Source organism: Candidatus Merdisoma sp. JLR.KK006, from assembly GCF_036941035.1.
GTDB lineage: Bacteria > Bacillota > Clostridia > Lachnospirales > Lachnospiraceae > Laedolimicola.
In genome coordinates this window covers 38,710-52,734 of record NZ_JAYMNS010000031.1, presented here as the reverse complement: position 1 = coordinate 52,734, position 14,025 = coordinate 38,710, and the positions used below count along the sequence as shown (strand labels likewise).

The window sequence follows — 14,025 nt, the reverse complement described above, 5'->3', positions numbered from 1 at the left end:
GAGAAGTATGGGGACATCAAAAGGCTATATTCCACCAAAAAATGAACAATGGCGTCAGGCTAAAGGGGCGGTTACTAGGATGATGAAGGGCTCAAGAAGTAGTGTTGGAATTAGCAAGGCAATTTCAAAATATGCAGATGCATATATGTCCACACATTTAAGTAAAAGTAATGTTTCGGTAGTAGCAGGCGGGCTTATGAATTTCATAAGTGCAGCCAATAAATATGGAGCAGAAAGTGTAGCTAAGAACATAGGTTTAGATTCATTGTTGGATAAAAAAGGCAATGAGTTGTATAAAGGACTTATTGATTATTTCACTAGAGATTTTTCTACGACAGATATGCAGATCATACGTGAAAGCTTGTCAGAAACATGGAAACGGCTTGAAATAGAAACTTTTAAAGATTTTGAACAAATCAATAGCGAGGAATTTTTAATAGAATTTATTATTCAATTCGCCATTAAAAATTTTGAAACTTGTTTTGCAGAAAAAATATTTACAAATTCAGAGTTATCTAAAGACTATGATAGGGTTATGGATGATGTGGGTTCGGCAATTGAAAATAGAATCGTGGCGGATATACAGTTAGAGAAAAAACTTGATTTAGATTATACAAGTAAGGAGGGGCAGGAATATATTTCCTCTGTATGTAAGGATTGCTATGCAGATTTAAAGAGAATGGAGGGACTGTATGAAAGTATGGATTAATAAGGCAGCAGAGGAAACTCCGAATAATGATTTTGAAGATGCAATTAGATTTGATATGTTGGATGAAGGCCCTAAGTCAAATTTAAAAGTAAATTTTGAAGAAATTTGGAGAAGATTTAATAGAGAGAATTTAGAAAATATTTACGAGGATTTGATAACAGTAGCAGCTAGCGTTTATGCAGCGGACAAAAGGGTACCGCGTGTTGGCGTATGGGCAGGAGAAGTAGAGGATAATTGGACAAGAGAAATACATATTTCGATTCCTGTTTTGGAACTTAAGAAATGGAGTGAAGTCAAAACTAAGTTAGAAGATATATTAAACTTTTTGAGTGGTGACATATGGACAGTAAATTTCAGAAAAACAAATCTGAAATTTAGAAATTATGTCACTAAAAAGAAGTATGATATCATAGCAGGAGAATTTGATGCTGTTTCGTTATTTTCTGGTGGTTTAGATTCTTATTCAGGAGCAATAAATTTATTGCGAAATGAAAAGAATATTTGTTTTGTTGGGTGTAGGGAATACAATGCATTGGGAAAAAGAATTTCTGAGTTATATAGAATCCTTAAGGAGAATTATATTGGTTGTAATGTGGATATAGTGCTTTTTAATACTGATCCACGTATTCCTTATAACATAGATGAAGATTTAAAAACAAAGTATATTGAAAATACAAGTAGAAGTAGATCATTTTTATTTCTTTCAGTTGCACTGGCAGTTGCATCACAAATAGGAGGAAAAGTTCCAGTTTATATTCCAGAGAATGGATTTATTGGATTAAATCTTCCATTGACTCCAAGCAGGAGAGGGAGTTGCAGTACAAGAACCACACATGTATATTTTATAAATGAATTGAACAATCTTTTGCAGATGCTGCAAATATCGCATAGGGTTGAAAATTTTTTTGCATATAAGACAAAAGGTGAAATAGTCCAAAGTGTCAAAATGACAAAAGCATTTAAACTAGGTGCAGGGAAAACAATATCTTGTTCACATCCTATGCGTGCGGATAAAGGAATTAAGGGACGGCCGAGAAATTGTGGCTATTGCTATCCGTGCTTAATTCGTAGAGCATCGCTGAATGGTATTGATATTTCAGAAGAATATCTGGAGGATTTTAAAGAAGATTATAAAATTGGCATGACATTTGTAAGAAATGAAAAATTTTCAAATCCTGATACGGGAAAAACAACGGATTTAAAGGCTGTGTTATTAGCAGTTCATAATTACCTAAAGCATGGCAGCAAGGGCTATTATACTGAAAAATTGATTTCGCTTGGGGGTATGGACATGCAGGAGATAGAAAAATTTGTGGATGTATATATGAAATCTATGGGAGAATTATATAATTTTATAAAAGAACAGGCACGATTTAATGGAAATGAATTACTTCAATTTATAGAGGGGGGAATTGATGAGTAAACTTATAGACATGCATTTTCATCTTGATTTTTATGCGAACCATCGGCAAGTGTATAACCGAATCAATCAGATGGAGCAACATACGCTTTGTGTTACGAATCAACCTGAAATTTTTGAATCATGTATAGAATTGTATAAACCAACGAAGTATGTTCAATTTGGAGTAGGTTTCCATCCGCAAAATGCAGGAAAAGTGAGTTTTGGGAAAGCATCATTCTTAAGAGGTTTATCATGTACAAAGTATGTTGGAGAAGTTGGATTAGATTTTTCTAAGGAATATCTGTGTTACAAGGACAGACAGATGGAAATTTTTAATTATATATGCCAAGTTTCTAGAGATAAAATCATGTCAATTCACTGCCGTATGGCAGAAGGAGATATATATAGGATTCTTAAAGAAAATAATAATAAAAAGGTAGTTATGCACTGGTATTCTGGAGATGAAAAGTGGATGGAGAAGTTTATTGAATTAGGATGCTTTTTTTCGATTAATTCAAATATGATAAGAAGTAATACTGGAAAACAAATTATAAACCAAATTCCAATAAATAGAATTTTTGTGGAAAGCGATGGTCCATTTACAAAAGTGTTAGGAAGAAAATATACAGTAGGAAAATTAAGTGCAATTTATGAAGAATTAGCTTGTGTGAAAAAAATTTATGAAGTAGATGTTTTAAAAAGGCAAGTTACACATAATTACTTAACCTTAATAAAGGAAGATTATTAAACTTTATAAAGAGATAATTTTTTATGACAAAATAGTCCTTATTTGAGTATAAAAGGCTTATTTTTTTATTTGTAATTCAGAGTGATTAATGGACTACTAAATTTGTTAAGAAAGAGTACAATACTTGATGTGGACTGGTACATAGTAGTAGATACGAGTGATATAGAAGATGAATTAGATAATAAAAGTGCAACGGGCGTTGCACAATTTAGAAGTGAGGTGTATGTGTGAATAACCGAGAAAATATGGAACAGAAATCGAACATCATCATTTATACAACAGAAGATGGTTTAACAAAAATCGAAACGACTTTTGATGAAGATACCGTATGGTTATCCATTGACCAGATGGCTGAATTATTCCAAAGAGACAAATCAACGATATCAAGGCATATAAAAAACGTCTTTTCTGAAGGAGAGCTAGTGAGAGAATCAGTTGTTGCAAATTTTGCAACAACTGCGGCAGATGGAAAAACATATCAGGTTGATTATTATAATTTGGACGTCATTATTTCTGTGGGTTATCGTGTGAAATCCAAGCGTGGTACGCAGTTCAGAATTTGGGCGCTCAATGTATTGAAAGAATATATGCGAAAAGGTTTTGCACTGGATGATGAACGGTTGAAAAATCTGGGGGGCGGTGGCTATTTTAAAGAATTACTTGAACGAATCAGAGACATACGTGCTTCTGAAAAAGTATTTTATAGACAAGTTTTGGAAATTTACGCTACCAGTATTGATTATGACCCAAAAGCAGAAATATCTATTTTATTCTTTAAAAAAGTGCAGAACAAAATTCATTATGCCATTCATGGACAAACGGTAGCTGAGGTTATTTATACACGGGCAGATGCTGAAAAAGATTTCATGGGGATTACAACATTTGTGGGAAATCAACCAACTTTGAAAGAAGCTGTTATAGCCAAGAATTATTTGAGTGAAAAGGAACTTCGGGCAATGGGGCAGCTTGTGTCTGGGTATTTGGATTTTGCAGAACGTCAGGCAGAACGTGAACAGGTAATGACTATGAGGGATTGGGCAGAACATCTGGACCGTATACTTATAATGAGTGGAGAACAGTTGTTACAGGGAAATGGAAATATTTCTCATAAGCAAGCTGTTGATAAGGCGACAGATGAATATAAAAAATATAAAGCAAGAACCATCAGTGATGTAGAAGAAGATTATTTGAACTCTATAAAACTATTGGAACAAAAGACAGATAAGAAATAAAAAGGTATGTGATTTGGTTTGGACAACGATAATCATGTTGAATGCTGTTGCCTTTTAAAAAAGGAGAATTAAGAGAAGCCACAGTTGTTCGATATTTCCGGATAACTGCTAAGATAATGTAGTCTAAGGTTTTATGAAGAATCTAAAGAGAAGTCCTGACACTGTAGATAATTGAGGAGGTGCGGCTTATCATCTATTTAAGCAGTTTTTTATTTTCGCAGGAAACAGTTAGCAGTCCCCATATTTATCCATATAACGTATTTTCTCGAAAGAGTGAGGGATTGCTCATATTTCAGCCAATCACCATTTTGTATGGAAATAATGCTTCGGGAAAATCCACAATGTTAAACATTTTAGCAAATAAGCTACAGTTAGAAGGGCAGGAATATGCTACCAATAATAAGTATGGAAATTAGAAGGGACTGAAATATGCAGATAGAAGATATTAAACGTATGGCTCGTACTATTCTTGAACAAAATCGTATTGAAACAGATTATATTGAATATAAGAAGTCTGTAAATTTCAAGGCCGGAATATTAAAAACAGCTTGCGCTTATGCGAATAATTACATGAATCGAGAATTAGGATTGATTTATATTGGAGTGGAGGAAGTAGATGATAAAAAGACTGGTGAAAAAGCAATACCAGTAAGGCCAATTAGTGGCTTAAAAGAATCCTTGATTGAAACAATAGAAAATACATTAAAAAACCTTTTAGCTAATATTCATCCCACAATTCGGTATCATTTAATTACGGATGAGATTGATGAGAGACGTTATATTGTAGTAGCTGTTGAACCAGGAAATGCCGGGCCGTATCAAACCAGTAATAAAGCTGAGCGAGATAAGACATTCGTTCTATGTCAAAATTGGATATGGCGAAGAGTATGGGACTGATTAGTGAAAGTGAATATGGCGGTTATCGTGCAAAAAACTTCGCTGTGTTGATGTTTTCTGATAGGCCTGAGGAATATATTTCAAATGCGCATGTAGAGGTAATTCGTGAAGTGAGTGGAACTGATCGAATGGAGGCGAAGGTGTTTGACGTACCAATCTGGATACAGGCTAGGCTTGTCAGCAAATACTTTGAGGAAACAATTCAGGCATCTTATACAATTCAGGACGCAGATAAAATAGAACATCGTATTGTATATAACTGGCCACTGGCAGCTTTTGAAGAGTTGGCCACGAATTGTATTTTGCATAAACGGTATGAGTCACCTAATTATATTGGAATCTATGTGTATAGTGATAGAATCACTTTTGTGAATCATAATCGTCCAATGCCACCGGTTACTATTGAATCAATGAATCGTCAAAGTAGTTTTGATGATAGGAAATACTTGAATCCTGAATTGAAAGATATGTTTTTTGCATTGAATTTAATTGAGTCATATGGTTCTGGAATTCGAAGAGCAAAAGATGCACTGAAGGTAAATGGGTCACCCAAATTGGAGTTTTTACCAAATAATGATTATGACGATTATACAATGGCAGTAATTTATATAAATGAGGAGTTTGCAAAAATAGCAAAAGAAGAAAAAGGGGTTGGAAAAGCCGATAAAAGCCGAGAGGTTCATTTCAAAGGTTCATTTCAAAGAAAAAATTAGTTGACACTGTCTGCCAGTTGTGCTAGAATATTTTAACGACAGCAAGTAGAGTATCCACTCTCACCTTAGCGCAGACAGGCGACTTGGGTTCATATCTGATAGAAAAAGGCGTTATTATGTCTTGGAATCTGATATTTTAAGTGGATAGTTTGACTATCCACTTTTTTGAGCTGGATATTTCTTTCTTTAAGGAGGGTATTACTATTAGCGATTTAATGATTAACGAACAGATCCGAGACAAGGAGGTCCGCTTGATCGGATCAAATGGAGAACAGCTGGGGATCATGTCCGCGAGGGATGCTATGAAGATTGCCAGAGAAGCAGAGCTTGATCTGGTAAAGGTTGCGCCGACTGCCAAGCCGCCGGTATGTAAGATTATCGACTATGGCAAGTACAAGTACGAGATGGCGCGCAAGGAGAAGGAAGCAAAAAAGAGGCAGAAGATTATTGAGATCAAAGAGGTTCGCCTGTCACCGAACATTGACGATAATGATCTCAATACAAAAATCAGTGCAGCACGGAAGTTTATTCAGAAGGGTGACAAGGTTAAGGTATCCCTTCGGTTCAGAGGAAGAGAGATGGCTCATATTCAGCATGGCCGTCACATTTTGGACGTGTTTGCAGAGAAGATGTCTGATATTGCAGTGGTTGAAAAGGCTCCCAAGTTAGAGGGCCGTCAAATGTTGATGTTTTTAGCGGAAAAACGTCAGTAAGATTTGGGAATCACCTGGAAGCAGGAATGATTTTATAGAGTTTAACAAAGAAACTATGACAGGAGGAGTATATAAAATGCCAAAAATGAAGACAAGCAGAGCGGCTGCAAAGCGTTTCCAAAAGACAGGAACCGGCAAGTTAAAGAGAATGAAAGCGTATAAGAGCCATATCTTAACCAAGAAATCTCAGAAGAGAAAGAGAAACCTGAGGAAGTCAACTATTACGGATGCAACCAATGTTAAGAACATGAAGAAGATCTTACCGTATCTGTAAGCAGGAAAATTTCAAGGAGGAGAGAAAAAATGGCAAGAATTAAAGGCGGCTTAGGCGCTAAGAAAAGACATAACAGAGTATTAAAGCTGGCAAAGGGCTATAGAGGAGCCAGAAGCAAGCAGTACAGAGTAGCAAAGCAGTCTGTCATGAGAGCACTTACCAGTTCTTATGCAGGAAGAAAGCAGAGGAAGCGTCAGTTCAGACAGCTTTGGATCGCACGTATCAATGCGGCGGCCAGAATGAACGGCTTATCCTACAGCAAGTTCATGCACGGCTTAAAGCTGGCAGAGGTTCAGTTGGATCGTAAGATTCTGGCTGACATGGCAGTAAATGATGCGGCAGGCTTTGCAACCTTAGTAGAGTTGGCAAAAGGTAAGCTGGCATAAAAGGGAAATCAAAAGAGAAAGAGCCATTGCAAAACGGAAGAGAGCTCCCGGTGTGCAGTGGCCTTTTTATTTGACAAATAGAAGGATCGTGCTATAATTAGCAGTGTGTTAATGAGAGTGCTAATTATAAAGAGGCATAGATCCGGATAATAGAGACAGCAATATTCTGACAGTGTGAAAACAAGCTATGACACAAGCTTTTGCAACTTAGAATTGCTTTGATCAATGTATGGTGGAAGAAATATTGCGGAACTTAGTTAAGGAGGAATAAACCATGACAGAGATTACCATTATTTCCGGTTTTTTGGGAGCCGGAAAGACAACCCTTATCAAGAAGCTTCTTGAGGAAGCCTTTCAGGGGGAAAAGATTGTTTTGATTGAAAATGAATTCGGCGAGATTGGCATTGACGGCGGCTTTTTAAAGGATGCCGGAATCCAGGTAAATGAGATGAACTCCGGCTGCATCTGCTGCTCTCTGGTAGGAGATTTCGGCACAGCCTTGAAAGAGGTTCTGGATACCTATGGACCGGATCGGATCCTCATTGAGCCCTCCGGCGTGGGCAAGCTTTCCGATGTGGTAAAGGCTGTGGAAAATGTGGCAGGCTCCATGGATGTTCACATTGACAGCTCCATTGTTGTAGTTGATGGAAAAAAATGCAAGATGTATATGAAGAATTTTGGTGAATTCTTCAATAATCAGGTGGAGCATGCGGGAACAATTGTTTTAAGCAGAACCCAGAGCATAACGGATGAGAAGCTGGAGGAGTGTGCAGCCCTTCTCCGGGAGCATAACGGACATGCGACTATGATTACCACACCATGGGATGAACTGGACGGCAAGCAGATTTTGGCCGCCATGCATCATGCGGAGCTGGAGATGGAGGAGCACAAACATCACCATGGAGAAGCATGTGAACATGGGCATCATCATGGAGAAGCGTGTGAACACGAGCACCATCATGGAGAGGCATGTGAACATGAGCATCATCATGGAGAAGCATGTGAGCACGAACATCACCATGGAGAAGCGTGTGAGCATAAGCATCATCACCATGGAGAAGAATGCGGCCATAAGCATCACCATCACGGAGAAGAATGTGGTCATGAACATCACCATGAGCATGATGAGCACTGCACCTGCGGCTGCCATGATCATCACCATCACCACCATGATCACGAGGGTCATCATCATGCGGACGAGGTTTTCACAAGCTGGGGTGTAGAGACAGCTCACAAATACACGGCAGAAGAGCTGCAGCAGATTCTGGAGGAACTGGGCGGCTCCGAAAAATATGGTGTTATACTCCGTGCCAAGGGAATAATCCCCGGAACAGAGGGCGGCTGGATGCAGTTCGACTTTGTTCCGGAGGAATACGAGGTTCGAGGCGGAAGTCCTGATTATACGGGACGTCTCTGTGTAATTGGTTCTGAGCTTAATGAAGAGGCATTAAAGGAACTCTTTCATGTCGTATAAAGATAAAGGAAGATTAGCAGGAGACAGTTAACATATTGTTAGTATTCTGCGGACATTAGTCCTGCGGAACCGGAATAGGAGCAGCCATGAGTTTTTTAAATAAAGTACCTGTTTATGTAGTAAACGGATTTCTGGAAAGCGGCAAGACCTCCTTTATCCAGGAGACACTTTCCGATCCCTATTTTTCCGATGGCGGCAAGACACTTCTGATTGCCTGTGAGGAAGGGGAAGAAGAGTACGACGATCATATTCTGGAATCCTATGATACGGTAATGATTGTTGTGGAGGGAAAAGCGGAATTTACTCCCGAATTTTTGGAGACATGCCGGAAAGAATATAAGCCTACACAGGTTATGATTGAATACAATGGTATGTGGGGCATGCAGATGCTTCGGGAAATGCAGCTTCCCAGAGGCTGGTTTTTGGCTCAGGGTATCACTTTGGTAGATGCCGCAACCTTTGACTTGTACATGCAGAATATGAAGTCTCTTTTCATGGATATGGTACAGGATTCCGATCTGGTGATCTTCAATCGCTGTAAGGAGGGCACCAAAGCCGCCTCCTATAAGCGGAATATCCGGGCAGCCAATCCCAGAGCCCAGGTGGAATTTGAGCAGGAGGGCGGAGAGCTTTTTGAATATGAAGAAGAACTTCCCTTTGATCTGAATGCGGACATTATTGATATCGGAGACATTGACTATGGCATCTGGTATCTGGATGCCATGGATCATCCCGAACATTACGACGGCAAGACAATCCGCTTCAAGGCCATGGTGATGCGCCCGAAGGAACTGGAGGCAGGCTATTTTGTACCCGGACGCCGGGCTATGACCTGCTGTGCGGACGATACCGTATTTTTAGGCTTCCTGTGCAAGTCTCAGAATATAGATAAGCTCCGCAACCGCCAGTGGCTTACCGTTACTGCCAAGGTAAAGGTGGAGACCCGGAAGGAGTATTCCGGGGAGGAAGGCCCGGTTCTCTATACAAAGGCTTTGAAGTCCGTGGAGAAGCCGGAGGAAGAAATGGTATATTTTTAAACGCTTTGTCTGCAGAGGATATGGAAAAAGGGCCTCTCATTTTGAAAAGGGATTATGGTACATTTACTAGGAGGCAGAAATGACAAGACTTTTGCAGGTATGGCTGGGATTTCGTTTATATGTAATGTGCAATCGATTATATGATACGGTAAGTCATGCGATGAACCGGCAGATTTTCTGGAAATCACCTTTAAGCATAAGCCTGTTTATTGCGATTGCCATAGATATAATCGGAATGGCTGTTCTCTTTGAAAAGCATAAAAAAGCAGGCTTTTATATGATGTGTGCAGCAAACATATGGGGATTTATTCTTGCATTCTGCACAGGAGTTCCCTCAGTGGATGTTCTATGGCCGATAGCAATCACATATTTGCTGATGGCAAAAAGATGGAATGAATTTTCCTAATCATCAAACCTCCGGTCTCCGATACTGCAGCAGCAGATTTTTTAAATGAAGCATAGAATCCGTAAGAATCTTATCCTTATGGTAAACCAGATTAAAGGTGCGGTTCCAGGCATGCTCCGGATGGGGCAGCATGTGGATCGTGCCTTTTTGCAATTCTTCTTCAATAAGGCGCACGGAAATCACAGCCATACAATGATTGTAAACAATGGCATGCTTCATAGCCTCCGGAAACGGAGCTTCTATCCGGCAGCGAATGTGAATATGGTTGGCGTGCAGGTACTCTTCAAACAGCGCCCTTGTACCGCTGCCCTTCTCACGCATAACAAAATCCAAACCCTCCAAATCCGAGGGCTGAAAGGAGGTAAGCGCAGCAAAGGGATGGTCTTTGCTGCAGGCCAGAACCAGAAAATCCTCCACCATGGGAATGCTGATCAGATCCGGACTTTTGATCACGCCCTCCACGATTCCCACATCCAGCTCCGACTTTAAAAGCTTGTCTTCAATCACAGCCGTATTTCCAATAAAAGAAAAGGTATCCACTAACGGCCTGCCCTGCCGGAAATTCTCCAGAAGCGTAGGGAGAAGGCAGGAGCCAACCGTGACCGTGGCACCGATTCGAAAATGCTCCGTTCGGTTGCAGTTTTCCATCCGAAGCTCCAGATCGTCAAAGGCACGTACCGCATTCCGGGCCAGAGTAAGAAGCTCCTGGCCTGTCTCCGTAATATAAAGACGCTTGGACAGACGGTCGAACAGCGGAGTGTGATAGTGCTCCTCAAGCTCATGGATGGCCTGACTGATGGTAGGCTGAGCCAGATAAAGCTTCTTTGCCGCAAGGCTCATTTTCCCTGTTTCCGCTACTGCAATAAATATTTTTAAATGCCGGATGGTCATTCGCATATCTCCTGTTCCAATTTCTCAATAAAATAGTACCATTTCTGTGAAGCATTGACAAGTGACATGGATCTAAGAAAATGTGTTGGCATAATGAGGTTGAAAGAAAAGATGATGCAATTATGATGTAAATTTGATTCTGTTTTGATGTAGCTTTCCATTAAAATAACTATAAATAAGATGTGGATAGAGGGAAGCGGACTATGAAAAAATGGATGAAAAAAATCAGCAGAAGCATTTTAGTCTTAATGTGTGTAGGGACAGCCTCACTCTGTACGTCCGGTAAAAATGTTCAGGCATCACAGGAAGAAGCGGGAGCAGTACAGAGCCTGTTTCAGAAAGCCGGAAATGAGACGGCGCCGGATGCGGAGGAAGAAAAGAATTACCTTAAGAAACAGATGGAGGAAAACAGGGAAAGATTTTTTGAGGAAGCACAAAGGCAGGGAATCGGGTCAGAACAGGCAGAGAAGCTTTTCGGGCGGCTTTTGGAGGATAAGATTTTTCAAAATGGCGCCCTGGCGCTTACAGGGCTTCGTTTGGATGACATAGACGGAAACGGGCAGATGGACATGCTGCTTATGGTGCAGGATGCGGAGCAGATCGTCTTTTACGGGTCAGGGGGCTTGTGGTTTTATATGAATGAGGACACGCCCTATTGCTTTGATGAGGAAGAATGCTCCTATTACGGCATATTCGATGTATTCTGGGCCGATGTGGACAATGATGAAAATGTGGAGATCGTGTTCAGTGCTGAGGGCTTTGGATGCGGTGCGGTGGGGGATTCCTACAAAGCTGTTTTCAAATATAAAAATCATACTATGGAGCGAATGGAGCTTCCCTCAGATCTAGAAATCGATCATGACTGCGGACTTGTGGTGGATGTGATACAAGAGCCGGAGGCAGACAGCTACAGCGCATACTGCCCTTACTTAGATGAGCTTATTCCTTTTGGCAGGGAAAACGAATGTCCGCCGCCGGAGATGGCAGAGGCTGTAGGCGGCAATGCACGTGGATTTTATGATCTGTCCATGGTGGAATATGAGGGAAAAAATGTGCTGCAGGCTTCCGAGTATCTCTACGGGGAGGGCGGAGTGGCAGACTGCGCCGCCATAGCACAATTCTTAATCACATGGGAGGAGGACGGCACTCCGGTAGTACTTAAATGGTGGATTGAAGAAGCTTTCTAAATAAATGAATGTGTTGGCAAAGCAATGTCGTTTCGTTAAGTCCAAAAACTTGTGAAGGCACATCTAAATGACATTGCTTGGTCAATTGGCAGCCGGAACTAAGATGAAAGACGCAATTTCATGCAGGCCCCATGAGGCGGCAAGCAGATTGCGTCTTTTTTGATTTAATAGGTTTTACCTATGTTATTCATAAAATAATATCATTTTAATTATTAATTAGCAAGTGCTATAATAAATCTAAAAGAGACAACCGGGGAATTTTGACACAGGATTGTTAAAAATATCACGAAAAAGAAAGGGGATTCTACCGATGAAAGTACTGATTATCGGGGGCGTTGCGGCCGGAACAAAGGCGGCAGCGAAAATCAAACGGGAAGACCGCAGCTGTGAAGTTACCATACTCACAAAGGGAAAAGACATTTCTTATGCAGGCTGCGGGCTTCCCTATTATGTGGGAGGCGTGATTCCCACAAGAGAGCAGTTGATCGTGAACACGCCGGATTCATTTTCCAAGCTTACCGGCGCAGAGATTCTCACAGAGACCGAGGTTACTGCAGTAGACACAGAGGCAAAGACGGTTACGGCCGTACATAACGGAGAGACTGCCGCCTACGGCTATGACAAGCTTATTATTGCTTCCGGCGCATCACCTTTCCGTCCCCAGATTGAGGGCCTTGATCTGGAAAATGTATTCTTTATGCGTACTCCGGACGATGCCATTGCCCTTCGGGAAGCGGTTGAGGCCGGAAAGATCAAGCGTGCGGTAGTTGCAGGCGGCGGTTTTATCGGCCTTGAGGTGGCGGAGAATCTGGCGGAAAAGGGCGTTCGTGTCAACGTTATTGACTTTGCGCCCCATGTACTGCCCAATTTCCTGGACCCGGAGCTTTCCGAGTATGTGGAAAATAAGATGGCTGACGCAGGCATCAATCCCATGACAGGCGTTGCCCTGGAGGGTGTGATTGGTGACGGCAAGGTGGAGAAGGTGCAGACCAGCAAGCGGGCGGTAAAGGCGGACGCTCTGGTTCTGGCAATTGGAATCCGGCCCAATACCGCATTTCTGGAGGGAAGCGGCATTGAGATGTTCAAGGGAACCATTCTCACCGATAAAAATCTGCGCACCAATGTGGAGGATGTGTATGCGGTAGGCGACTGTGCTATGGTAACCAACCGTGAGACCGGTGAGCCGGCATGGTCACCCATGGGCTCTACGGCAAATATTGCCGGCCGTGTTCTGGCAAAGAATCTCTGCGGCGGTGAGTTTGAATATGCGGGTGTACTTGGAACCGGTGTAGCAAAGCTTCCGGGCGGCATCAATACAGGACGTACAGGACTTACGGAGACTGCGGCAAAGGCGGCAGGCCATGATGTAATCACTGCACTTTGCATTGTGGATGACAAGGCTCATTATTATCCGGGGGCGGGCTCTTTCATTATTAAGATGGTGGCAGATAAGACAACCCGGAAGTTCCTGGGCCTGCAGGTGCTGGGAAGCGGCGCAGTTGATAAGGTAACGGACATTGCCGTGACAGCCATCTCTTTGGGAGCAACGGTAGATCAGCTGGAGAATCTGGACTTTGCTTATGCACCGCCTTTCTCCACGGCGATTCATCCCTTTGCTCATGCACTGAATGTACTGCTGAACAAGATGAGCGGCGCTTTTGAGACCTTTACTCCGGTAGAATTTGCGGAAGGGAAGGCAGAGGGCTACCGTATGGTGGATGCTTCCATTCAGCCGTCCATTCACTCCGCACCGTATCTGGATCTGACTAAGATCAATGGGGAGGTAGAGGGCTTTGGCAAGGATGAGAAGCTTCTCATTGTCTGTGCCAAAGGAAAACGTGCCTATATGGTGCAGAACCGCCTGAAATACTACGGCTACACCAATACAAAAGTGCTGGAAGGCGGCACCACCTTTAATACCGTAGAGGAAGAGGATTAAATTAATTACTTAAAATA

Annotated in this window: 15 protein-coding genes; 14 read left to right on the top strand and 1 reads right to left on the bottom strand. The window is 41.5% G+C overall.

Features of this window, described 5'->3' with window-relative positions:
• From VSQ61_RS18740 to VSQ61_RS18685, 12 genes are all read left to right on the top strand, one after another.
• A partial coding sequence (locus VSQ61_RS18740; protein WP_334345914.1) for a Qat anti-phage system associated protein QatB occupies positions 1-709 on the top strand: 709 nt, incomplete at its 5' end.
• A complete protein-coding gene (gene qatC, locus VSQ61_RS18735) occupies positions 693-2,132 on the top strand; it encodes a Qat anti-phage system QueC-like protein QatC (RefSeq protein WP_334345913.1) in 1,440 nt (479 codons plus the stop codon). The genes VSQ61_RS18740 and qatC, both read left to right, overlap by 17 nt.
• Complete coding sequence (locus tag VSQ61_RS18730) at positions 2,125-2,859, top strand: TatD family hydrolase (protein WP_334345912.1); 735 nt, start codon at positions 2,125-2,127, stop codon at positions 2,857-2,859. The genes qatC and VSQ61_RS18730 overlap by 8 nt, the downstream gene beginning before the upstream one ends.
• Before the next feature lie 245 nt (positions 2,860-3,104).
• A complete protein-coding gene (locus VSQ61_RS18725; protein WP_334345916.1) occupies positions 3,105-4,091 on the top strand; it encodes a virulence RhuM family protein in 987 nt (328 codons plus the stop codon).
• A 429-nt stretch (positions 4,092-4,520) separates the two neighbouring features.
• Positions 4,521-4,988 (top strand): AlbA family DNA-binding domain-containing protein, encoded by a 468-nt coding sequence (locus tag VSQ61_RS18720; protein ID WP_334345911.1) that lies wholly within the window; start codon positions 4,521-4,523, stop codon positions 4,986-4,988.
• Entirely contained in the window at positions 4,952-5,701 is a 750-nt protein-coding gene (locus VSQ61_RS18715) for an ATP-binding protein (protein WP_334345910.1), read from the top strand. The genes VSQ61_RS18720 and VSQ61_RS18715 overlap by 37 nt, the downstream gene beginning before the upstream one ends.
• A 215-nt stretch (positions 5,702-5,916) precedes the next feature.
• Complete coding sequence (infC, locus tag VSQ61_RS18710; protein WP_334345915.1) at positions 5,917-6,414, top strand: translation initiation factor IF-3; 498 nt, start codon at positions 5,917-5,919, stop codon at positions 6,412-6,414.
• Between the two features lie 76 nt (positions 6,415-6,490).
• Positions 6,491-6,688 (top strand): 50S ribosomal protein L35, encoded by a 198-nt coding sequence (gene rpmI, locus VSQ61_RS18705; protein WP_334345909.1) that lies wholly within the window; start codon positions 6,491-6,493, stop codon positions 6,686-6,688.
• Between the two features lie 29 nt (positions 6,689-6,717).
• A complete protein-coding gene (gene rplT / locus VSQ61_RS18700) occupies positions 6,718-7,074 on the top strand; it encodes a 50S ribosomal protein L20 (RefSeq protein WP_334345908.1) in 357 nt (118 codons plus the stop codon).
• A gap of 274 nt (positions 7,075-7,348) precedes the next feature.
• Positions 7,349-8,548 carry a GTP-binding protein gene (locus VSQ61_RS18695; protein WP_334345907.1) on the top strand — a complete coding sequence of 400 codons (1,200 nt, stop codon included), beginning with the start codon at positions 7,349-7,351 and terminating at the stop codon, positions 8,546-8,548.
• 86 nt (positions 8,549-8,634) lie between these two features.
• Positions 8,635-9,585, top strand: coding sequence for a TIGR03943 family putative permease subunit (locus VSQ61_RS18690; RefSeq protein WP_334345906.1), 951 nt, complete (start codon positions 8,635-8,637; stop codon positions 9,583-9,585).
• 79 nt (positions 9,586-9,664) lie between these two features.
• Entirely contained in the window at positions 9,665-9,991 is a 327-nt protein-coding gene (locus VSQ61_RS18685) for a hypothetical protein (protein WP_334345905.1), read from the top strand.
• A gap of 3 nt (positions 9,992-9,994) precedes the next feature.
• Here the strand turns inward: VSQ61_RS18685 and VSQ61_RS18680 are convergent, their stop codons facing one another.
• Positions 9,995-10,882: a LysR family transcriptional regulator gene (locus VSQ61_RS18680; protein WP_334345904.1), complete on the bottom strand. Its 888-nt coding sequence runs from the start codon at positions 10,880-10,882 to the stop codon at positions 9,995-9,997.
• A 203-nt stretch (positions 10,883-11,085) separates the two neighbouring features.
• Here VSQ61_RS18680 and VSQ61_RS18675 point away from each other — a divergent pair, with 203 nt between their 5' ends.
• Positions 11,086-12,069 (top strand): FG-GAP repeat domain-containing protein, encoded by a 984-nt coding sequence (locus VSQ61_RS18675; RefSeq protein ID WP_334345903.1) that lies wholly within the window; start codon positions 11,086-11,088, stop codon positions 12,067-12,069.
• 310 nt (positions 12,070-12,379) lie between these two features.
• Positions 12,380-14,008, top strand: a complete 1,629-nt coding sequence (locus VSQ61_RS18670; protein ID WP_334345902.1) for an FAD-dependent oxidoreductase — start codon at positions 12,380-12,382, stop codon at positions 14,006-14,008.
• The last annotated feature ends 17 nt before the right edge of the window (positions 14,009-14,025 follow it).

What these genes read in the sequence shown, in the direction of transcription:
- VSQ61_RS18670 (WP_334345902.1), top strand. Translation starts at nt 12,380, where the DNA reads ATGAAAGTACTGATTATCGGGGGCGTTGCGGCCGGAACAAAGGCGGCA.
- VSQ61_RS18680 (WP_334345904.1), bottom strand. Translation starts at nt 10,882, where the DNA reads ATGACCATCCGGCATTTAAAAATATTTATTGCAGTAGCGGAAACAGGG.
- VSQ61_RS18690 (WP_334345906.1), top strand. Translation starts at nt 8,635, where the DNA reads ATGAGTTTTTTAAATAAAGTACCTGTTTATGTAGTAAACGGATTTCTG.
- rpmI (WP_334345909.1), top strand. Translation starts at nt 6,491, where the DNA reads ATGCCAAAAATGAAGACAAGCAGAGCGGCTGCAAAGCGTTTCCAAAAG.
- qatC (WP_334345913.1), top strand. Translation starts at nt 693, where the DNA reads ATGAAAGTATGGATTAATAAGGCAGCAGAGGAAACTCCGAATAATGAT.
- rplT (WP_334345908.1), top strand. Translation starts at nt 6,718, where the DNA reads ATGGCAAGAATTAAAGGCGGCTTAGGCGCTAAGAAAAGACATAACAGA.
- VSQ61_RS18695 (WP_334345907.1), top strand. Translation starts at nt 7,349, where the DNA reads ATGACAGAGATTACCATTATTTCCGGTTTTTTGGGAGCCGGAAAGACA.
- VSQ61_RS18730 (WP_334345912.1), top strand. Translation starts at nt 2,125, where the DNA reads ATGAGTAAACTTATAGACATGCATTTTCATCTTGATTTTTATGCGAAC.
- VSQ61_RS18675 (WP_334345903.1), top strand. Translation starts at nt 11,086, where the DNA reads ATGAAAAAATGGATGAAAAAAATCAGCAGAAGCATTTTAGTCTTAATG.
- infC (WP_334345915.1), top strand. Translation starts at nt 5,917, where the DNA reads ATGATTAACGAACAGATCCGAGACAAGGAGGTCCGCTTGATCGGATCA.
- VSQ61_RS18725 (WP_334345916.1), top strand. Translation starts at nt 3,105, where the DNA reads ATGGAACAGAAATCGAACATCATCATTTATACAACAGAAGATGGTTTA.
- VSQ61_RS18720 (WP_334345911.1), top strand. Translation starts at nt 4,521, where the DNA reads ATGCAGATAGAAGATATTAAACGTATGGCTCGTACTATTCTTGAACAA.
- VSQ61_RS18685 (WP_334345905.1), top strand. Translation starts at nt 9,665, where the DNA reads ATGACAAGACTTTTGCAGGTATGGCTGGGATTTCGTTTATATGTAATG.
- VSQ61_RS18715 (WP_334345910.1), top strand. Translation starts at nt 4,952, where the DNA reads ATGTCAAAATTGGATATGGCGAAGAGTATGGGACTGATTAGTGAAAGT.